We start from the raw sequence: 21,111 nt of genomic DNA on the forward strand, positions 1-21,111 counted from the left end.
GGGTTCGCTCGCTACAGCTTTTTGAAGAGGACTTCCATGGTTGCATCTGCCGAACAGGGACGCGACGCGCAGTCGGTGCGTCCGTCCCGACCCGTGGCTCACACCGTTGAGCAGTTAGCTCATCTCACGGGCGCGCAGATCGTCACTTCACAGGGTGCCTCGGACGTCCCCGTCACGGGCGTGGTCCTGAATTCTCGGGAGATCCAGCCGGGGGACCTGTACTCGGCCCTTCCGGGTGCGCGCATGCACGGGGCACAATTCGCCGCCGACGCCGCCGCGTCCGGTGCTGTGGCCATTCTCACCGACGCCGCGGGCGCGGACCTTGTCGCGCAGGCAGCCGTGGACCTCCCCGTACTGGTGAGTGACGATCCGCGAGCGTGGACGGGTCGGATCGCCGCCGAGATCTACAACTCCCAGCCGGAGGACGGCAGCGCGCAGAAGTTGTTCGCGGTCACCGGAACCAACGGTAAAACCACCACCACGTACTTTCTGACCTCCATTCTGCGGGCCCTGGGGCACACGACCGGGCTGATCGGGACCATCGAGATCCTGGCCGGAGACACCCCCATCCCCTCCAAGCTCACCACGCCCGAGGCACCGCACGTCCACTCGTTGTTGTCGCTCATGCGCGAGCGGGGCATCGGTGCCACCGCCATGGAGGTTTCGTCCCACGCCCTGGAGTTCCACCGCGTGGACGGCGTCCGTTACAACGTGGCCGGATTCACCAACCTCACCCAGGACCATTTGGATCTCCACGGCTCCATGGAGGCCTACTTCGAGGTCAAGGCCCAGTTGTTCACCGCCGAGCGGGCGGAGCGCGCCGTCGTTCTGTTGACCGAAGGTGATCAATGGGGAGAAGCAATGGCCCGCCGAGCCCGCGAGAACCTGGGCTCGGACCACGTCACCTCCGTTGCGCTGCGCGGCAATATCGGGGACGACGCCCACGCGGGCCCCGAACGCTCCGGTGCCGACTGGACCCTGAACTCCCTGACCCGCCGAGGAATCGGTCACGCATTCACCCTGCAGCACCGCGACGGCCGCCAGCTGTCGGTCTCCACGGCGCTGCCGGGCGACTTCAACGTGGCCAACGCGGCCCTGGCCGTCCTCATGGTGTTGGACTCCGGGGTGGACCTGGACACCCTGCAGAAGGCTCTGGACGAGCACGATCCGTTGACCACCGATGTGCCCGGGCGCATGCAGCTGATCGGCACCCGGCCCACATCGGTCGTGGATTTCGCCCACAACCCGGATGCCATGGTCCGAGCTCTGCAGTCCGTGGAACCCACCGAAGAAGGTGGCCGCACGATCATCGTGTTCGGTGCCACCGGACGCCGCGACACCACCAAGCGACCCATCATGGGGCGGATCGCCGCGGAGGGTGCGGACATCGTGATCGTGACCGATGACGACCCCCACGACGAAGATCCCGCACCCATTCGCGAACAGGTGGCCCAGGGCGCACGCGAGGCCCAAGAGCGCGGAGCACGTGCCGCTGAGGTGCACGTGATCGCCCCGCGCGAGGTAGCCATTCACACGGCGGTCCGCATGGCCCGACCGGAGGATTCCATCATTCTGGCAGGGCGCGGCCACGAAGTTTTCCAAGATCTCAACGGCGTGGCACATCCGCTGGATGACCGCGTGGAGCTCAGGGCGGCGCTGGATGCGCTGCACTCGGGCCGTAAGGAGCAGAAATGATTTCCCTGTCCGCCACTCAGGTGGCGCAAGCCACCGGAGGCCGCCTGGTCGGTGTCCAGAACGCTGAGTCCGTGGTGATCTCGTCCGTCACCACGGACTCCCGCGAGGTCACTCACGGGACGCTGTTCGTGGCTAAACCCGGTGAGGCCACGGACGGGCACAAGTTCGTACCCCAGGCGGCCCAGGCCGGTGCCGTGCTCAACCTGCTCGAGCGCGAGGTGACCAACGACGCGGGGGAGCCTTACCCCGGTGTGGTCGTGCCCGACGTCGTCGAGGCCATGGGCGCTCTCGCGAGCAACGTGATCGACCGGCTGCGAGAGAAGCACCCGGTGACCGTGGTCGCAGTGACGGGCTCGGTGGGGAAGACCACCACCAAGGACCTGCTGGCCGGAATCTTCGGATCCCAGGGTCCGACCGTGGCGCCGCGCAATTCCTACAACGGTGAGGTGGGCGTCCCGCTCACCGTGTTCACCGCGCACGAGGACACCCGGTACTTCGTGATTGAAATGGGCGCAAATCACCTGGGCAATATTGAATACCTGTGCAACATGGTGCACCCGGATGTCGGCGCCGTGCTGTGCGTGGGAACCGCGCACGCCGGTGAGTTCGGCGGCGTCGAGAACATTGCGCGCACCAAGGGCGAAATGGTCGAGGGTCTCGCCCCGAACGGCACCGCTGTGCTCAACGACGACGATCCCCGTGTACGGGAGATGCGCACCCGCACCCAGGCCAACATCGTGTCCTTCGGCCTCGGGTCTGAGCCGAACGCGCCCGAGCACGGCGACGACCGGGTCTGGGCTGAGGACGTGACGGTGGGCGCGGACGGGTGCCCGCGTTTCACCCTGCATCTGCCCGATGGTTCCGCGCATGAGATCGAGTCCAAACTCATCGGCGCGCATCACGTGTCAAACATTCTGGCGGCCGCGTCCGTCGCCTTCGCTGCAGGGATCGAGCCGCAGGCCATCGTGGCCGGTCTCAACGGCCAGGGTGCGCAGTCGCGCTGGCGCATGGAACGCACCGAGCGCCCGGACGGCGTGACCGTGATCAACGACGCTTACAACGCCAACCCGCAGTCCATGCGCGCTGCACTGCAGACCCTCGCGCAAATGGGGCGTGGCGACGGACAGACCGCACCGCGTCGAACCGTGGCCGTTCTGGGCGGGATGTACGAACTCGGAGACGAGTCCGTGGCGGCCCACGACGCACTGGGCCAGCTGCTGGTCCGCATGAACATTTCACACGTGGTGGCCGTGGGCGACCTGGCACGCCCCATTTTCACCGCGGCTACCCTTGAAGGTTCCTGGGGGGACGAAGCCCAGTGGGTGGCCACCGCGGAGGAAGCGGAGGATCATCTGAAGGGCGCATTGCAACCCGGTGACATCGTGCTTTTCAAATCCTCCAACGCCGCAGGACTCAACCATCTGGGGGATCGCGTGGCAGCCGAGGGGTCCGACCAAACGGCCTCCACCCATGAAACGACCAACGGCAAGGGGAACGAGCCCGCATGATTCAGTTGCTCATGGCTTCGGGGCTGGGCCTCGTCTTTTCGATCTTCGGCACCCCCGCGCTCATCAAGATGTTGGCCCGCCGCGGGTACGGTCAATACATCCGCGACGACGGGCCCACTAGCCACCAGACCAAACGCGGCACGCCCACCATGGGTGGTGTGGCCATTCTGCTGTCCGTGGTGGCCGCTTATCTGGTGACCCATGTGGTCAGCATGTTGGCCTGGCCAGAAAACGGCGGCGTCACGCTGTCCGGAGTCCTTGCCCTCGGGCTCATGCTCGGCATGGGTCTGGTGGGGTTCCTGGACGATTACAAGAAGATCGCCAAGAAGCAGAACTTGGGTCTCACGGCCGCCGGGAAGATGATCCTGCAGGGAACCATCGGCGTGGCCTTTGCCGTGCTCGTGCTGTTCTTCCCGGACGAGGCGGGCAACACCCCCGCATCCACCGCCATCTCGTGGACCCGCGACACCAATGTCGATCTCGCCTTTGCCGGGCCGATCATCGGGGCCATCCTGTTCGTGATCTGGGTGAACCTCATCGCGACCGGTACCACCAACGCGGTGAACCTCACCGACGGCCTGGACGGACTGGCGACCGGCGCCTCCATCCTGGTGTTCAGCGGCTACATGCTCATTGCCCTGTGGCAGTCCGGCCACCTGTGCGAGAACGTGAACCAGGCGGCCTGCTACGAGGTGCGCGACCCCATGGACCTCGCCATCGTTGCCGCGGCCCTGGTGGGCGCGCTGATCGGTTTCCTGTGGTGGAACACCTCACCCGCCAAGATCTTCATGGGCGATACCGGTTCGCTGGGACTCGGTGGCGCGTTGGCCGCGTTCGCCGTGCTGTCCCGGACCGAACTGTTGCTCATCCTGATCGCCGGTCTGTTCGTGGTCATCACGTTGTCCGTGATCATGCAGGTGGGCTACTTCAAACTGTCCGGCGGAAAGCGCATCTTCAAGATGGCCCCGCTGCAGCACCACTTCGAACTCAAGGGCTGGCAGGAAGTCACCATCGTGGTTCGGTTCTGGATCATTGCCGGATTGTTCGTGGCCGCGGCACTGGGTGTGTTCTACGGTGACTGGTTGATTCACAACGGAGGGGCTTTCCCCGGAGCTGAGGCACTTCGATGATTCACGCGAGTAATGACAACCCAGTGCTCGATAACCCGCGGCTAGCCGGGCTGACCAGCTGGGACGCCGACTGGCGCGGCCTTCGAGTGGTCGTGGCCGGCATCGGCGTCTCGGGATTCGCGGCCGCGGACACCCTCATCGAACTCGGCGCGCGCGTCGTCGTACTGGACGGCAACGACACCGCACGCAACCGACAGCGCGCCGACACACTGCGCATCGTGGGGGCCCTGGACGTCAACCTCGGCCAGGACGCCATGACATTCGTTCCCGACGTCGCGGGGGACCGCCCCGACGTGATCGTCACCTCTCCGGGTTTCCCGCCCACCCATCCGTTGCTCGTCGCCGCTCGTGAAGAGGGCATCCAAATCTGGGGTGACGTGGAACTGGCCTGGCGGGTGCGGGAACGCGAAGGCCGCAAGACCGCCGAATGGGTGTGCATCACCGGCACCAACGGCAAGACCACCACGGTGGGAATGACCGCATCCATCCTCCAGGCCGCGGGCCTCAAGGCGATCGCGGTAGGAAACGTGGGAACGCCCATTCTGGATGCATTGCGCGATCCGGTCGAATACGACGTCCTGGCCGTGGAGCTCTCGAGTTTCCAGCTGCACTGGACCCACTCGATGGCGCCTTTGGCGTCCGTGGTGCTCAACCTGGCCCAGGATCATGTGGACTGGCACGAGGGATACGAGAACTACGTGGCGGACAAGTCCCGCGTCTACGAGAACACCCGGGTCGCGTGCGTGTTCAACGTGGAGCAAGAGGGCTCCGTCGGGCTCGTGGAGGAAGCGGATGTGCAGGAAGGTTGCCGCGCCATCGGCTTCACGACCGGCACCCCGGATCTGTCGATGGTGGGTGTGGTGGACGACCTGCTGGTGGACCGGGCCTTCGTGGCGGATCGGAAGAACACCGCCGCCGAGCTGGGCACCGTTGCCGACACGGGAGCGCTGCCCACCCGGCACGTGGTCGCCAACGCTCTGGCCGCCGCAGCCCTGGCACGCGCGGCCGGTGTCGCTCCGGAGGCTGTCCGAGAGGGGCTGCTCGCCTTCCAGCCCGGTGACCACCGAATCCAGTTGGTGGCCGAGTCCGACGGCGTTCGCTGGGTCAACGATTCCAAGGCCACCAATCCGCACGCCGCCCAGGCGTCACTGTCCGCCTTCGACTCGGTCATCTGGATCGCCGGTGGGCTGTCCAAGGGCGTGAGCTACGACCAGCTCATCGAACGCAATGCCTCTCGTCTGCACACGGTGATCCTGATCGGCACCGACAACCAGGCGCTGCTGGACGCGCTGGAACGCCACGCGCCCGAGGTGGCCGTCGTGGCGACGTCGGGCCCCGACGCGCTCGATCCTGCCGCCGATCCCACGGACGGCCACGCCGCCATGCACGCCGCCGTGCAACAGGCGCGGAAGCTCGCGAATCCGAAAGACACCGTGCTCATGGCACCGGCGGCCGCGTCGATGGACCAATTTCAGGACTACGCGGACCGCGGAGATGCCTTTGTGAACGGCGTACGCGAGGAACTGGGACTCTGATGGCGACATCCCCTGGCCGAGGCTCCAACACGACCCGCAACGGCGCGGTAGCCTATCACCCGAAGGGAACTTACTCAACGGTGACCCGCCCGGGCCCCGGCGTACGTGACGAGGATCTGGGTGTGGTGCGGGCCAGCGGCGGGGGAGGGCGTCCCCTGACCAGCAAACTGCGCCACCTATGGCACCAGCTGGTGGACGGGCCCTTGTTCCACTCCTACTGGGCTCTCGCGGGCACCGTGATCATGCTGACCGCGATCGGCATGATGATGGTGTTGTCCGCCTCTGCGGTCGAGGCCATTGCCGAGGACAGTTCCGCCTATTTCCTCTTCCAACGCCAAGCCATGTTCGGCGTGGTCGGACTGATCGTGATGATTGGTTTGTCGTTCGTTCCCGCGTGGCTCTTCAGAAAGTTCGCGTGGGGGCTGTGGGGGCTGGGTGTCGGGCTGCTGCTCCTGGTTTTCACTCCGTTGGGTGAGGAGGTCAACGGCAACCGCAACTGGCTGAGCCTGGGCGGTCTGACCCTGCAGCCTTCCGAAGCCGCGAAATTAGCCCTGTGCGTGTGGTTGGCCGCGCAGTTCGCGAAACAGGGTGACGAGGTCAAGGACTGGAGGAAGGCCCTGTGGCCCTCGGCCATCGGCTTCCTGGTACCCACCGGCCTGGTTGCGGCCGGCGGTGACATGGGCACCGCCATCGTGTTCGTGCTGATCTATGCGGCGGGGCTCTTCTTTGCCGGTGCGCCGCTCAAAATTTTTGCCGGGGCAGCCGCCGTGGGCGTTGTGCTCGGCGTGGGCGCCATCATCACCGCCCCGCACCGCGTGGACCGCATCACGGGCTGGCTGTTCGGTGAATGCGGTGCCACCGATGCGTGCTGGCAGGCCGAGCAGGGACTGAACGCGCTGGCCACCGGTGGCTGGTGGGGCGTGGGCCTGGGCCAGTCGCGACTCAAGTACAACTACGTTCCCGAGGCTCACAACGACTACATCTTCTCGATCATCGGAGAAGAACTCGGCCTGCTCGGTACCGCGATCATCCTGTTGCTCTTCGCGATCATCGTGGTTGCCATGGCCCGCATCATCCTGCGCACCCGCAGCATTTTCGTCCGAATCACCACGGCGTGTGTTGCCACCTGGATCGTCGGTCAAGCCTTTGTGAATCTCGGCATGGTCACCGGGTTGCTCCCCGTGATCGGTATTCCGTTGCCTTTCATCAGCTACGGTGGTTCGGCCTTGCTGATCAGCTTGGCCGCGGTGGGCGTGGTCATGTCCTTCGCCCGCGTGCCACGGTCGGTCGAGGTGGGAGACAAGTCCGCGATCCTGGATCGGCAGGAGGCCCACGAGGTCTCCGGTGACGGGGACCCGCGGCGTCGGGGGCCACAATGGTTGCGACGTATGACTTCGCAGGGTGGAAAGGCACATGATGACCAGTGAACCGCTGAACAACGCCGAGGCCACGGTGAACGTGATGCTCGCCGGTGGTGGCACCGCGGGCCACGTGAGCCCTTTGCTCGCCATCGCGCACGCCATTCGGGACGCCGACCCTACGGCCTCCGTGTGCGCTGTGGGAACGGCGTCGGGTATGGAAACCCGGCTGGTTCCGGCCGCAGGCGTGCCCCTTGAACTCATTGAGCGGGTACCGCTGCCGCGCCGCCCCTCAGCAGATCTGCTGCGGCTACCGGCACGGCTTAACCGGGCGGTTCAGCAGGCCGGTCGGATTCTCGACTCCCAGCAAGCGGACGTGGTGGTGGGCGTCGGCGGCTACGTGTGCACGCCCGTGTACCTAGCCGCTGCGCGGCGTCGAATTCCCGTGATCATCCACGAGGCCAACGCGCGGCCCGGACTCGCCAATCGAGTGGGAGCCCGCTTCGCGTCCGTGGTGGCCACGGCCTTCGCCGACACCCCCCTCAAAGGGGCTGTTGCCGTGGGGATGCCCATGCGCCAGGAGATCGCCCAGCTCGACCGGGGCGCCCTGCGTGCCCGGGCGCGTGAAGACCTCGGACTGGATCCGGACCTGCCCACCGTGGTGGTGACCGGAGGTTCCTCCGGAGCGCAATCCATGAACCGTACCGTGGCCAAGATCGCGCATGAAGTGGCCGAACAGGGCTATCAACTCTTGCACGTGACCGGGCGCACCAAGGAGGTCCGCACCGACAAGAGTGAACTGCTGCGGGCACCGGGTTATGTGCAGACCGAATACGTGGACGGCATGGAGAAGGTGTACGCCGCGGCGGACCTGTTGGTCGCCCGATCCGGAGCGGCCACGGTGTGTGAAGTTGCCGCCGTGGGGCTCCCGGCAGTGTTCGTCCCCTTGCCGATCGGTAACGGTGAACAGGCTCTCAACGCCCGGTCGCTGGTAGCGGCCGGGGGAGCGGAACTCGTCAAGGATTCCGATTTCACCCCGCAGTACTACCGGGACACGGTCGCCGCGCTCGTGACCGACGCGCCCCGTCTGGCGAACATGGCTCAGGCCTCAGCGGCCCACGGCATCCGCAATGCGGCCCAGACGATGGCGCGGTTGGTCCTGGAGCACGCAGCACGCCGTTAAGGTTAGTCACCGACCACTCATCACTTCCCACTTCCCGTTCGGAGGAGACCACCGTGAACTCCCAGGTCCAGCTCGACCCCCACGCGCTGGGGCGCGTCCACTTCATCGGCATGGGCGGTGCGGGCATGTCCGCCGTGGCTCGCCTCCTGTTGGCACGCGGTGTGGACGTGAGCGGGTCGGACGCCAAGGACTCCAAGGGCCTACGTGAGCTCGAGGAACTGGGCGCCACCGTTTTCGTGGGCCAGCGGGCCCAGAACGTTGACGGTGCCGGGACAGTGGTGATCTCCACGGCGATCAAGCCCAGTAATCCCGAACTTGTCGCCGCACGGGAGCGCGGCCTGCGCGTTGTACACCGTTCAGAGGCTCTGGCCTCCGCCATGCACGGTCGCCGCGTGGTGGCTGTTGCGGGAACCCACGGCAAGACCACCACGAGCTCGATGACCACCGTGGCCTTCCGAACGGCGGACCTGGATCCGTCGTGGGCCATCGGAGCCTTCGTGGCGGACCTGGGAGCCAACGCGGGCTTCGCCGACGGCGCCTGGTTCGTCGCCGAGGCGGACGAGTCCGACGGTTCCTTCCTGGCCTACCTGCCCGAAATCGCCGTGATCACCAACGTCGAACCCGACCACCTGGATCACTACGGATCCCCGGACGAGTTCTTCGCGTCCTTCGATCGTTTCGTGGAGACCATTCGCCCCGGCGGCACGCTGGTCGCGTGCCTGGACGACGCAGGCTCGCGCGATTTGGCCGAGCGGCGTCGAGGGGCCGGCGAAGCCGTCCTCACCTACGGAGTGGACCCTGCGGCGGACGTGGTCGTCTCGGGCATCGAGGCGCGCGGCGTGGGTTCGCACTGCACCCTGACCTTCTCCTTGGCAGGCGGTGAGCCCCGGTCACTCGAGTTGGACCTGTTGGTGCCCGGTGCGCACAACATCGCCGACGCCGCCGCGGCGTTCACCGCTGGCCTCGCAGCCGGTGCGGAGCCCGAAGCCCTGGTCGATGGGTTGGGTCAGTTCCACGGTTCGGCGCGACGCTTCGACCTGAAGGGCACGGCCCGTGGGGTGCGGGTCTTCGATGATTACGCGCATCACCCTACCGAGGTCCAGGCTGCGCTCAAGGCAGCTCGCGAGGTCGCGGGCGAGCACAAGGTGCACGCCATCTTCCAGCCCCACTTGTACTCGCGGACCCGTGAGTTCGCCGCCGAATTCGCCGCCGCGCTCGAGCTGGCGGATCACGCGTACGTCCTGGACGTCTACGGCGCTCGTGAAGAGCCGCTACCGGGCATCACGGGTCGCAGCATTTCGGATCTGGCACTGTCCGGTCGAGTGGTGTCCACACCCGAGGCGGAGGAGGCGATCGGAGCAGTCCTGCAATCCGCGGCCGAGGGCGACCTGATCCTGACCGTTGGTGCCGGTGACGTCACCGCACTCGGTCCCAAGATTGTGGACGGGTTGGCGCTCAACTGATGGTCAGGCCCACACCACCGCATCAACCGCGCCTGGGCCGCGACCGCGACGCCGAGGACACTCAGCTGACCGGACAGAGCGAGGACAGCCTGTTCGACGGTGCCGCTCACGACGAGTTCGACGACGCGGGTGAGAACGAGCCCGTGCGGGTCAGCGTCAACGACGAGTCCAAGGTCTCGCGCGTGGACACCGGTCAGTTGGAGGAGACACCGCTTCCGGGTGGTCGGTTCTCGACCTGGCGACAGCGCCGCAAGTCCGCCAAAGCGGAAGCGGCCGCCGACGACACCGATGCGGATTCCACTGATCCGGACACCGTGGTCGCGTTTCCCCGTAGTTCCCATCGCCGACGCCGCCGCAAGCGCTGGCTCGCACTGCTCGCCGCATTGCTGGTGGCGGCCTTATTCGTGGGCATCGTGTTCTTCTCACCGCTGTTCGCGACCCGTTCCATCGATGTCGAGGGAGCCCGCCTGACGGATCCCCAGAACGTCGAGGAAGCACTGCAGCGATTCGAAGGCGTTCCGCTGACCCGGATTTCGAAGGAAGACGTACGGTCCGCCGTGGGTGACGTGCCCCAGGTGAAATCCGTGGACGTGGTACTGGAACCGCCGCACACCATCACCGTGCAGTTGCACGAGCGCGTGGGAGTGGCCGCGGTGAAGGACGGGCAGGACCTCATCCTCGTGGATTCTCAAGGGCAGCAGTTGGCGACCTACGGCGAGGGTGATCGTCCCGACGTCCCCATGATCGAGGGCGGTCGGGACGTGCTGAGCACGAATAAGTTTGCGGCGATCTCCAATGTGTTGGCGTCCTTGCCCTCGAACGTACTGACCCAACTCGAGACCGCCTCCGCGCCCTCCGAATCGTCGGTCGAGCTGACCTTCGCAGACGGCCGGAAGGCGATCTGGGGTGATTCCTCGGACAGCGAGTTGAAGGCCCAGGTACTCGCGGCTCTTGTGAGCGACCAGGGCACGGCGGACGGCACCGTGTACGACGTTTCCGCGCCGCTTCATCCCACGATCGAATAATCCCCATTCACCCGCATATCTCAGCTTCAAGCTCACCTTGAATCTGCCCACTTCCGCTGTGACTAGGGGGAGTGGCGACTTATCAGGAAACACAAACGGTCGTGATATGGAGAACGCGCAGGTGATTGGTACTCTAAGGTCGACATGAAATGCGACATACCGTTTGCGCATAAATCGCTCAAGTCTCAAGTAATTCTTGAACTTATTGGATGAGCGGAACGGTTGTCGGTAAGCCCCACGCGAGTTAGGTGCATATGGACTCCTCAACCCCCCAGAACTACTTGGCTGTCATCAAGGTGGTCGGCATCGGCGGCGGCGGTGTCAACGCTGTCAACCGCATGATCGAAGAAGGTCTGCGCGGCGTTGAGTTCATCGCCATCAACACCGATGCACAAGCACTGCTGATGTCGGACGCAGACGTCAAGCTCGACGTCGGTCGTGAACTGACCCGGGGCCTCGGCGCCGGAGCCAACCCGGATGTCGGACGCCAGGCTGCCGAGGACCACGAAGAAGAAATCCAGGAAGTGCTCAAGGGAGCTGACATGGTCTTCGTGACCGCCGGTGAAGGCGGCGGCACCGGCACCGGTGGCGCGCCGGTCGTCGCTCGCATCGCTCGCTCGCTGGGTGCCTTGACCATCGGTGTGGTCACCCGCCCGTTCACCTTCGAGGGACGTCGCCGTTCCAACCAGGCTGAGAACGGCATCGAGACCCTGCGCGACGAAGTGGACACGCTCATCGTGATCCCCAACGATCGTCTGCTCTCCATCTCGGACCGCAACGTATCCATGCTGGATGCCTTCAAGTCCGCGGACCAGGTTCTGCTGTCCGGTGTCTCCGGCATCACCGATTTGATCACCACCCCAGGCCTGATCAACCTGGACTTCGCGGACGTCAAATCCGTCATGCAGGGGGCCGGTTCGGCACTCATGGGCATCGGCTCGGCGCAGGGTGAAGATCGCGCCGTCAAGGCCGCCGAACTCGCCATTGCGTCCCCGCTGCTCGAGGCATCCATTGACGGAGCTCACGGCGTGTTGCTGTCCATCCAGGGTGGCTCCGACCTCGGTTTGTTCGAGATCAACGAGGCCGCTCGCCTCGTCCAGGAAGTGGCTCACCCCGAGGCCAACATCATCTTCGGCGCCGTGATTGACGACGCCCTGGGTGATCAGGCCCGCGTCACCGTGATCGCCGCCGGTTTCGATTCCGTCTCGCAGGAGACCAACGCCAACAACTCCTCCCCGGCGGAGCGTCAGGCGGCCAACACCCGTGCTGCCTTCGGCGGCGACGCGTCGCGTCCTTCGGGCGTGGGCCGTTCCCCGCAGCGCGGTGGCTCTTCCTACGGCAACAACAACTCGCAGTCCTTCGGCTCCCGCCAGTCGCAGGAAGACGACATCCCGGATGACGCCGGCTTCGACGTCGATCTGCCCGCCGAGGGCGAGTCCTCGAACTCGTCATCCAACTCGTCACGCAAGGATTCCCTGGATTTCCCGGATTTCTTGAAGTGAGTTGAGCGGGTTCTGCCCGCCGGGTTGACCCCCAAAGGATTGGATCACGGGGTGGGTATCGCCAAGCGGTACCCACCCCGTTGTCATGTGGTGAGGAGATGATGGGTCGTGTGGTTCACCGACCGGCACGCGGGTGCCGCCATTGCGTTCACGGACGCGGACGAGGGAAATGTTGCGGCGCACACAGGGGAGGACCCCACGGAGGTAGCGGCCCATCGGGCCGCGCTCGAAGTGACGCTAGGACTGCCCGCGGGGTCCTTGAGATTCATGCGTCAGGTTCACGGGACCACCGTGGTGTCCTTCTCGACCGGTACCACCGACCACTCGAATGGCCACGAGATGTTGAACGCCCCTGAAGCTCCCGAAGCGGACGCGGCGATCAGCGATGATGGCACACCCCTGGCCGTACTCACCGCGGACTGTCTTCCGGTCGTTTTCGTGGCCGAACGGGCCGAGACGACCGTCCCTCTCACGGCAGTGACGCACGCCGGCCGGCGGGGCCTGCTGGACGGTGTACTTCAGAACACTGTTCGAGAACTGCGCGAGCGCGGTGCTGAATCCATCACGGCGTGGGTGGGGCCCGCGATTTGCGGCTCGTGCTACGAAGTCCCCGATGACATGCGTACCGAATCGGCTCACCTGCTGCCCGGGATCGAGACCGTAACCTCGTGGCAGACCCCCGGGCTCGATCTGCCTGGAGCCGCCCGCACGCTGCTCGAAGGTCTAGATGTCAGGGTGAGCGATAGCAGTGCCGACCGTTCCGAATGGTGCACCCTGGAACACGATGCGCTCTATTCGTACCGGCGCGACAAGACGACCTCTCGCCTTGCGGGTGTTGTTTGGGTACCTTCGGCAACCACCTCCGCGGGAAAGGACACACCGTGACGCATTCCGAAGACCAGACGCAGAGCGCCGATGACGGTGCGCGCACCGCCGAACTGGCCCAGCGCCTGTCCGCGGTGAGACAGCGCATTCTCGAGGCGGCAGAGCAACGGACGGAGGACCGCGCCCACGGTGGTGAACTGCCCTCACTGATCGTGGTGACCAAATTCTTCCCCGCCCAAGATGTCGTGAGGCTGCGGGATCTGGGGGTGCGCGCCGTCGGCGAGAACAAGGACCAAGAAGCCCTGCCCAAGTCGCAGGAGGTGTCCGAGTCTTTGACCGAGCGGGAAGCGGACACGAGCGAGCCCGTGTGGCATTTCATCGGACAACTCCAGTCCAATAAGGCCAAGCGCGTGGTGCGCTACGCAAGCTGGGTGCACTCTGTGGATCGAGAGTCACTGGTCGTTGCCCTGGGTAAGGCCGTGGGTAACCATCGCGCCGCCGTGGACCAGAACGACGTCGCCCCGGGTCCCGCAGCGACCGCCGACCTGAAGTGTTGCATCCAGGTGAACCTGGACCCGGAGGCGGAGGAAGATTCCCAGCGAGGGGGAGCTCACCCGACTCGGGTGGCCGAGCTCGCACGGCTGATCGTCGACACCGACGGGCTGGAACTTGCGGGAGTGATGGCTGTGGCCCCCAAGGAGGGTGACCCCCGTGAGGCTTTCGAACGACTGTGGGAGATCTCCCAGCAATTGCAGAGAGAGCATCCCGGGGCCACCGCTGTCTCGGCGGGCATGAGCGGTGACCTGGAGGCCGCCGTAGCAGCGGGAGCCACTCACGTGCGCATCGGCTCGGATGTCCTCGGGCCACGTCCCGCCGTGCGGTAGCGTAATGAGAGATAATTTCGCGGGTGACATTTCTGTCACCCGTCCAGTGATTGAGGAGAGACTATGGCCGGAGCGCTGCGTCGTACCATGATTTATCTCGGCCTCGCCGAGACCGACGACGACTACACCTCCGAAGAGACCAGCCGTCCCCGGGAAGTCACGCAGGCACCGGCAAGCGGTTCCACCGCAGTGGTCGGTGACAGCGGAAACGGTGCCGTGGCGCGCCGTTCCGCGGAGTATCGAGCCCCCGTGACGCCCATTAGAAGGGCTCCCAGTTCCCGAGAGGACGACAGCGAATTGCGCACCATCACCACTGTGCACCCCCGCTCCTACAACGACGCCAAGTCGATCGGTGAAGCGTTCCGTGACGGCACCCCCGTGATCATGAATGTGTCGGACATGGGCGAGGCCGAGGCCAAGCGCCTGGTGGACTTCGCCGCCGGTTTGGTGTTCGCCCTGCACGGTTCCATCGAACGTGTCACTGCCAAGGTGTTCTTGCTCACCCCCTCGTACGTCGAGGTGCGCGATCAGGGCCACACGAGTGACATTGACGAGGACACGGAGTCCTACGGACAGGCTGAGGGCTGATCGTGGATCTTCTCATCTCCGTTCTGTACCTGGTGGTCCACCTCGTCTATGTGGCGTTGCTGGGCCGTCTCGTGCTGGACTGGGTGCAGATGTTCGCCCGGAACTGGCGACCTCAGGGCATCGTGCTGATTGCGGCGTCGTTGATCTACTCGATCACGGACCCGCCCATGAATTTGTTGCGACGGGTGGTGCCACCGTTGCGATTCGGTGGTGTCGCCCTGGACCTGGGTTTCCTGATCTTGGTCTTCGCCGTGAGCATCATTCAATCGATCCTTTGGGGAATGCTCTTGCGGGGATAAGTTGCGGTGATACCCCGATCACCGCGCGTTGGTTACGCCGTAGTTGTATCCTTAGCGTTAGATATCTTGACCGAGGCCTGGCATTCGCGGCTTGATTAGAAGTAGGAGTGAAGCACTCACATGACTTTGACACCAGAAGACGTCATTAATAAGCGGTTCCAGCCCACCAAGTTCCGCGAGGGATACGACCAGGACGAGGTCGATGACTTCCTGGACGAGATCGTGGTCGAACTGCGTCGTCTGAACCAGGAGAACGAAGATTTGCGCAAGCAGGTCGAAACCTCCGGTGGCCAGGCGGCGACTGAGGGTCGCAGCGACTCCGCTGTTTCCGCACCGGTTGCACCCAAGGAAGCCGTCGAGGTCTCCGAGACCAGCGAGGTTCGCGAGACCACTACTCCTGCTTCCGCTGCGGCTCCCACCGCGACGGCAACTGCGGGTACCACCACGGATGCAGGCCAGCCCGGCACCGAATCTGCCGAGTCCGCCGCGGGCGTGCTCGCCATGGCCCAGAAGCTCCACGACGAGTACGTGGCGCAGGGTCGTTCCGAGCGCGAACGTCTCATCTCCGAAGGCCGCACCCAGGCCGACAAGCTCGTTTCCGATGGCAAGCGGACGAAGGAAGAGACTCTCTCCACCCTGGAGAAGGAAAAGTCCCGTCTGGAAGCTTCCGTCAGCGAACTGCGTACTTTCGAACGCGATTACCGCAGCAATCTGAAGAACTTCATTAACGGTCAGCTGCGTGACATCGACTCCACCGGTTCATTGGCGCCCAGCAACGCGCCGTCCGGTAACGCTTCGAACCGCACCGTGGTCAAGTAACACTCGGTGTCGCATCAAGCTCGCGAGACAGCGGCGGCTCCCACACCTTCGGGTCGGGGCCGCCGCTGCCTCATTCTGTCCTTGCTCGTTGCCGCGCTGATCTATGGCGCTGACCAGCTCACCAAGCTGTGGGTCGTGGCCGAACTGCCCCTGGGCCAGCAGTTCCCGGTGATTCCGGGATTGCTGTGGTGGCAGCACATCCGCAACAGTGGCGCTGCCTTCTCACTGGGGTCGGATTTCACATGGATCTTCACGGTTGTGATGGCCGTGGTCGTGGTGTTCATCGCCTTCACCCTGCGTAAGGTTCGGCATTCGTTCTGGGCCGTGGGCCTGGGTCTGGTGCTCGGCGGCGCCGCGGGTAATCTCACCGACCGCTTGTTCCGCGAGCCGAGTTTCGGTCAGGGGCGCGTGGTCGATTTCATCGCCGTGCCGAACTTCGCGATCTTCAACCTTGCCGATTGCGGCGTGGTCGTGGGTATTGCGGTGATCATGGTCCTGATCCTGGGCGACCGGGACCTGACGCAGCCCGCCGGGCATCGCGGCGTCAAGGCCGACCAATCCGCCACGCAAGAACCAGAGACCGAAGGACCCACCCCCAAGAATGGCTGACTCCCGCACCCGTCCCACAGGTTCCGAACCCGAGTTCGTCGCCGAGCGCTTCACCGTGTCCGACGCACTCGACGGTGCCCGCGCCGACGCCGCCGTCGCGGCTTGGACGGGCCTGTCACGGTCCGCGGCGGCCCAGTTGTGCACCGACGACCGGGTGCTGTTCAAGGGCCGGCCGGTGGCCAAGTCCCACCGCGTGGAGACCTCGGAGACCTACGCGGTGGAGGTCCCGGTACCTGAGGACCCCACGCGCATCGCACCACAGCACGTGGCGGACCTGCAGTTGGTTCATGTGACGCCGAGCTACGTGGTGGTCGACAAGCCGGCGGGTGTGGCAGCCCACCCGTCACCGGGATGGAAGGGACCCACCGTGGTCGGCGCGCTGGCCGGAGCGGGGGTTTCGATCTCCACATCGGGCGCCCCCGAGCGACAGGGCATCGTTCACCGCCTGGACGTGGGAACCTCCGGGCTGATGGTCGTGGCTCGCAACGAGAACGCGTACACCGTGCTCAAAAGGGCCTTCAAGGAACGCACGGTGACCAAGGTGTACCACACGGTGGTGCAGGGAATTCCTGATCCGCTCAAGGGCACCATCGATGCACCCATTGGTCGTCACCCCGGACACGAATGGCGTTTCGCCGTGCTCGAAGACGGCCGTGATTCCATCACCCACTACGAGGTGCTGGAGGCCTTCGGACGCGCATCGTTGGTGGAGGTGCACCTGGAAACCGGGCGCACGCACCAGATCCGCGTTCACTTCTCCGCCCTCAAGCACGCGTGTGCGGGGGACCTGACGTACGGAGCTGATCCAGCGCTCTCAGCCGGGCTTGGCTTGACTCGGCAGTGGCTGCACGCCAAGAAACTCGGTTTTGCCCACCCGGAAACGGGGGAGTACGTGGAATACGAGAGCGCGTATCCCGAGGACCTCGCGTTTGCGGTAGAAACGCTCAGGGACGGCGGACCGCAACTCTGAACGCGCCGGGACCGTGGTCGGAACGATCCGTGACCGAGGGCAACTGGGCGGGTGAGCGTCGTCGTCGTCGGGGATCGCGGGGATGAGGCATAGATCGCTCCCGCCGGAACGTGAGGTTGTCGGTGACCCGCCCTAGACTGGTCCGGTGACCACGGCGACCGGCAAAAAAGGCTTTACCCACCTCCACGTACACACCGAGTACTCGATGCTCGACGGTGCAGCGCGACTGGACGATTTGTTCGAGGAATGCCACCGGCAGGGCATGGACTCGCTGGCGACAACGGACCACGGGTTCGTGTTCGGTGCGTTCGATTTCTGGAACCGCGCGCGCAACGCCGGCATCAAACCGATCATCGGCGTGGAAGCGTACCTGACCCCGGGCACCGCCCGTCAGGATCGAACGCGCGTGAAATTTGCGGATGGCGGCCGTGACGACGTCTCGGGCGGTGGCGCGTATACCCACATGACGCTGCTGGCCGAAACGAGCCAGGGTATGCAGAACCTCTTCCGCGCCTCGACCAAGGCGTCCCTGGAAGGTCAGCTCTACAAACCGCGTATGGACCGGGAGCTGTTGAACCAATACGGCAAGGGCCTGATTGCGACCACCGGTTGCCCGTCCGGTGAGGTTCAGACCCGACTGCGCCTGGGACAGTACGACCAGGCAGTGCAGGCGGCCGCCGAGTACCGCGATATCTTCGGCGCCGAGAACTTCTACTGCGAGCTCATGGACCACGGTCTGGGCATCGAGAAGCGTGTCACACAGGACCTGTTGAAGCTCGCCAAGGAACTCAACCTGCCGCTCGTGGCCACCAACGATCTGCACTACACCCACGCGGAGGATGCCAAGTCCCACGCCGCGCTGCTGTGCGTGCAGTCGGGTTCCACACTGCAGGATCCCAAGCGTTTCAAATTCGATGCGGACGAGTTCTACCTCAAATCCCCGGAGCAGATGCGCGAGCTGTTCCGCGATTTCCCTGAGGCCTGCGACAACACGCTGGAAATCGCCGAGCGCTGCAACGTGGAGTTCGACACCACCGCCAACTACATGCCCCGATTCCCCGTTCCCGAGGGCGAGAACGAAGAGTCCTGGTTCGTCAAAGAAGTCGAAAAGGGGCTGCACTACCGGTTCCCGAGCGGCATCCCTGATGACGTCCGTGAGCAGGCAGAGTACGAAAAGGGCATCATCATCCAGATGGGCTTCCCGGGGTACTTCCTGGTCGTGGCCGACTTCATCAACTGGGCCAAGGACAACGGTATCCGCGTGGGGCCCGGCCGTGGTTCCGGTGCCGGTTCCATGGTCGCGTACGCCATGCGCATCACCGAACTGAACCCGCTCCAGCACGGACTGATCTTCGAGCGCTTCCTCAACCCGGACCGCGTGTCCATGCCTGACTTCGACGTGGACTTCGATGATCGGCGCCGTTCCGAGGTCATCCACTACGTGACCGAGAAGTACGGCGACGAGCGCGTGGCCATGATCGTCACCTACGGCACCATTAAGGCCAAGCAGGCGCTCAAGGACTCATCCCGCGTGCTCGGTTACCCGTTCTCGATGGGTGAGAAGCTCACCAAGGCCATGCCGCCGGACGTCATGGGCAAGGGCATTTCGCTCAAGGACGTCTACGACCAGGACGCCAAGCGCTACGACGAGGCCGGCGAGCTCCGGGACACCCTGGCCGATGATCCGGAGTCCATGAAGGTCTTCGAAACCGCGCAGGGCCTGGAAGGGCTCAAGCGTCAGTGGGGTGTGCACGCGGCGGGTGTGATCATGTCCTCGGACCGGCTCATCGACATCATCCCGCTCATGCGCCGCGAGCAGGACGGCCAGGTGATCACCCAGTTCGATTACCCCACGTGTGAGGGCTTGGGCCTGATCAAGATGGACTTTCTGGGGCTGCGAAACCTCACGATCATCTCGGACGCCATCGAGAACATCTCCCTTAACAGGGACGGTTTCGTGCTCGATCTGGAGCAGCTGGACGTGGACGACAAGGAGTCCTACGACCTGCTGGCCCGCGGTGAGACGCTGGGCGTGTTCCAGCTGGACGGCGGGCCCATGCGCCAGTTGCTCAAGCTGATGCGCCCGGACAACTTCGAGGACATTTCCGCGACCATCGCCCTGTACCGTCCGGGTCCCATGGGCGCGAACTCGCACACCAATTACGCGCTTCGTAAGAACGGTGCGCAGGAGATCACGCCCATCCACCCTGAGCTGGAAGAACCGCTCGCGGAGATTCTTGATACGACCTACGGCCTGATCGTGTATCAGGAGCAGGTGATGGCGATCGCTCAGAAGGTGGCCGGCTACTCGTTGGGCCAGGCGGACATTCTGCGCCGCGCCATGGGTAAGAAGAAGAAGTCGGAGCTGGACAAGCAGTACAAGGGCTTCCACCAGGGCATGATCGACCGCGGGTACTCCGAGGCGGCCATCAAGTCGCTGTGGGACATCCTGCTCCCGTTCTCCGACTACGCGTTCAACAAAGCGCACTCCGCTGCTTACGGTCTGGTGTCCTACTGGACCGCCTACCTCAAGGCGCACTACCCGGCCGAATACATGGCGGCACTGCTCACCTCTGTGGGCGACGACAAGGACAAGCTGGCCCTCTACCTCACCGAGTGCCGCCACATGGGCATCACGGTGCTCCCGCCGGACGTCAACGAGTCCGAGCTGAACTTCACTCCTGTGGGCACGGACATCCGGTTCGGCATGGGAGCCGTGCGCAACGTGGGTGCCAACGTGGTCCAGGCGATGGTCAACGCCCGCAACGAGAAGGAACGCTTCACGTCCTTCAACGACTTCCTGGCCAAGGTGCCCGCGGTGGTCTGCAATAAGCGCACCATCGAGTCCATGATCAAGGCTGGCGCGTTCGATCAACTCGGACACACCCGCCGCGGCCTGGTCATGTGTCACGAGCAGGCCGTGGAAGACGTGGTCGCCCAGAAGAAGAAGGAAGACAACGGCGAATTCACCTTCGATCTCTTCGCGATGGGCGGTTCCGACGATCCCGAGAGCGACACGTTCTCGGTCGAGGTTCCCGACGTCCCCGAGTGGGAGCGCAAGGACATGCTCGCCTTCGAGCGCGAGATGCTGGGCTTGTACGTCTCGGACCACCCATTGCGCGGGCTCGACGACGCCCTGAGCCAGTACACGGACACGGCCATCCAGCCGCTGTTGTCCGATGACAACAACCGGCCCGACGGTGCCATTGTCACCGTGGGTGGCATGATCACCTCTCTCTCGCGACGCATTGCCAAGACCTCGGGTAACGCGTACGCCCGGATCGAGCTCGAGGACCGCTCGGGTTCCATCGAGATCATGTTCTTCGGCAAGGCCTACGCTCCGATTGCCGGGGTGCTCGCGGAGGACCTGATCTGTGTGATCAAGGGCCGTATGCAGCGCCGCGACGACGGGTCCACCTCGATCTCCGCGCAGGAACTCACGGTTCCGGAACTCAGTATGGATGGCTCGGCCGGCCCGGTGTGCGTGGCATTGCCGGAGCACCGCGCCACGGAAGCCACCATCCGCCAGATCGGGGAGGTGCTGCGCAATCACCGCGGCGAGTCTGAAGTGCGCATTCACCTGGACACCCACCGGTCACTGCAAGTGCTTCGGCTGGGCCCTGATTATCGGGTGAATCCCACTCCGGCGTTGTTCGGGGATCTCAAGGTGCTGTTGGGACCGGCCTGCCTGGAGGCGTAACCGGGCATCTGGAGGTCA

Annotated in this window: 17 protein-coding genes; all 17 read left to right on the forward strand. The window is 64.7% G+C overall.

Annotated elements, in window-relative coordinates; all coding sequences use genetic code 11:
* Nucleotides 1-36 precede the first annotated feature (36 nt).
* The 17 genes from CKW39_RS12200 (at nucleotide 37) to dnaE (ending at nucleotide 21,093) form a co-directional block, all read left to right on the forward strand.
* Entirely contained in the window at nucleotides 37-1,695 is a 1,659-nt protein-coding gene (locus CKW39_RS12200) for a UDP-N-acetylmuramoyl-L-alanyl-D-glutamate--2,6-diaminopimelate ligase (RefSeq protein WP_095798391.1), read from the forward strand.
* Nucleotides 1,692-3,203 carry a UDP-N-acetylmuramoyl-tripeptide--D-alanyl-D-alanine ligase gene (murF, locus tag CKW39_RS12205; RefSeq protein ID WP_095798392.1) on the forward strand — a complete coding sequence of 504 codons (1,512 nt, stop codon included), beginning with the start codon at nucleotides 1,692-1,694 and terminating at the stop codon, nucleotides 3,201-3,203. Before CKW39_RS12200 ends, murF begins: the two co-directional genes overlap by 4 nt.
* Nucleotides 3,200-4,333, forward strand: a complete 1,134-nt coding sequence (mraY, locus tag CKW39_RS12210; RefSeq protein WP_095798393.1) for a phospho-N-acetylmuramoyl-pentapeptide-transferase — start codon at nucleotides 3,200-3,202, stop codon at nucleotides 4,331-4,333. Before murF ends, mraY begins: the two co-directional genes overlap by 4 nt.
* Nucleotides 4,330-5,868, forward strand: coding sequence for a UDP-N-acetylmuramoyl-L-alanine--D-glutamate ligase (gene murD / locus CKW39_RS12215; protein ID WP_095798394.1), 1,539 nt, complete (start codon nucleotides 4,330-4,332; stop codon nucleotides 5,866-5,868). The genes mraY and murD overlap by 4 nt, the downstream gene beginning before the upstream one ends.
* Nucleotides 5,868-7,295 carry a putative lipid II flippase FtsW gene (gene ftsW, locus CKW39_RS12220; RefSeq protein WP_095798395.1) on the forward strand — a complete coding sequence of 476 codons (1,428 nt, stop codon included), beginning with the start codon at nucleotides 5,868-5,870 and terminating at the stop codon, nucleotides 7,293-7,295. The genes murD and ftsW overlap by 1 nt, the downstream gene beginning before the upstream one ends.
* Nucleotides 7,285-8,409 carry an undecaprenyldiphospho-muramoylpentapeptide beta-N-acetylglucosaminyltransferase gene (gene murG, locus CKW39_RS12225; RefSeq protein WP_095798457.1) on the forward strand — a complete coding sequence of 375 codons (1,125 nt, stop codon included), beginning with the start codon at nucleotides 7,285-7,287 and terminating at the stop codon, nucleotides 8,407-8,409. Before ftsW ends, murG begins: the two co-directional genes overlap by 11 nt.
* 53 nt (nucleotides 8,410-8,462) lie before the next feature.
* Nucleotides 8,463-9,872, forward strand: a complete 1,410-nt coding sequence (gene murC, locus CKW39_RS12230) for a UDP-N-acetylmuramate--L-alanine ligase (protein ID WP_095798396.1) — start codon at nucleotides 8,463-8,465, stop codon at nucleotides 9,870-9,872.
* Entirely contained in the window at nucleotides 9,872-10,897 is a 1,026-nt protein-coding gene (locus tag CKW39_RS12235) for a cell division protein FtsQ/DivIB (protein ID WP_095798397.1), read from the forward strand. Before murC ends, CKW39_RS12235 begins: the two co-directional genes overlap by 1 nt.
* A 254-nt stretch (nucleotides 10,898-11,151) precedes the next feature.
* Nucleotides 11,152-12,399, forward strand: a complete 1,248-nt coding sequence (ftsZ, locus tag CKW39_RS12240) for a cell division protein FtsZ (protein ID WP_016995772.1) — start codon at nucleotides 11,152-11,154, stop codon at nucleotides 12,397-12,399.
* A 108-nt stretch (nucleotides 12,400-12,507) separates the two neighbouring features.
* Nucleotides 12,508-13,284 (forward strand): polyphenol oxidase family protein, encoded by a 777-nt coding sequence (locus tag CKW39_RS12245; protein WP_095798398.1) that lies wholly within the window; start codon nucleotides 12,508-12,510, stop codon nucleotides 13,282-13,284.
* Nucleotides 13,281-14,108, forward strand: a complete 828-nt coding sequence (locus CKW39_RS12250) for a YggS family pyridoxal phosphate-dependent enzyme (RefSeq protein ID WP_173674320.1) — start codon at nucleotides 13,281-13,283, stop codon at nucleotides 14,106-14,108. Before CKW39_RS12245 ends, CKW39_RS12250 begins: the two co-directional genes overlap by 4 nt.
* A 63-nt stretch (nucleotides 14,109-14,171) precedes the next feature.
* Nucleotides 14,172-14,696: a cell division protein SepF gene (locus CKW39_RS12255; protein WP_095798400.1), complete on the forward strand. Its 525-nt coding sequence runs from the start codon at nucleotides 14,172-14,174 to the stop codon at nucleotides 14,694-14,696.
* A gap of 2 nt (nucleotides 14,697-14,698) precedes the next feature.
* Nucleotides 14,699-14,995, forward strand: a complete 297-nt coding sequence (locus tag CKW39_RS12260; RefSeq protein WP_095798401.1) for a YggT family protein — start codon at nucleotides 14,699-14,701, stop codon at nucleotides 14,993-14,995.
* A 120-nt stretch (nucleotides 14,996-15,115) separates the two neighbouring features.
* Complete coding sequence (locus CKW39_RS12265) at nucleotides 15,116-15,814, forward strand: DivIVA domain-containing protein (RefSeq protein WP_095798402.1); 699 nt, start codon at nucleotides 15,116-15,118, stop codon at nucleotides 15,812-15,814.
* Between the two features lie 6 nt (nucleotides 15,815-15,820).
* Nucleotides 15,821-16,423 (forward strand): signal peptidase II, encoded by a 603-nt coding sequence (gene lspA, locus CKW39_RS12270; RefSeq protein ID WP_173674324.1) that lies wholly within the window; start codon nucleotides 15,821-15,823, stop codon nucleotides 16,421-16,423.
* Nucleotides 16,416-17,393, forward strand: a complete 978-nt coding sequence (locus tag CKW39_RS12275; RefSeq protein ID WP_095798403.1) for an RluA family pseudouridine synthase — start codon at nucleotides 16,416-16,418, stop codon at nucleotides 17,391-17,393. The genes lspA and CKW39_RS12275 overlap by 8 nt, the downstream gene beginning before the upstream one ends.
* Nucleotides 17,394-17,598: 205 nt before the next feature.
* Nucleotides 17,599-21,093: a DNA polymerase III subunit alpha gene (gene dnaE, locus CKW39_RS12280; protein WP_254049408.1), complete on the forward strand. Its 3,495-nt coding sequence runs from the start codon at nucleotides 17,599-17,601 to the stop codon at nucleotides 21,091-21,093.
* Nucleotides 21,094-21,111 lie beyond the last annotated feature (18 nt).

It is taken from the genome of Kocuria sp. WRN011 (genome assembly GCF_002295155.1).
Lineage (GTDB): Bacteria > Actinomycetota > Actinomycetes > Actinomycetales > Micrococcaceae > Kocuria > Kocuria carniphila.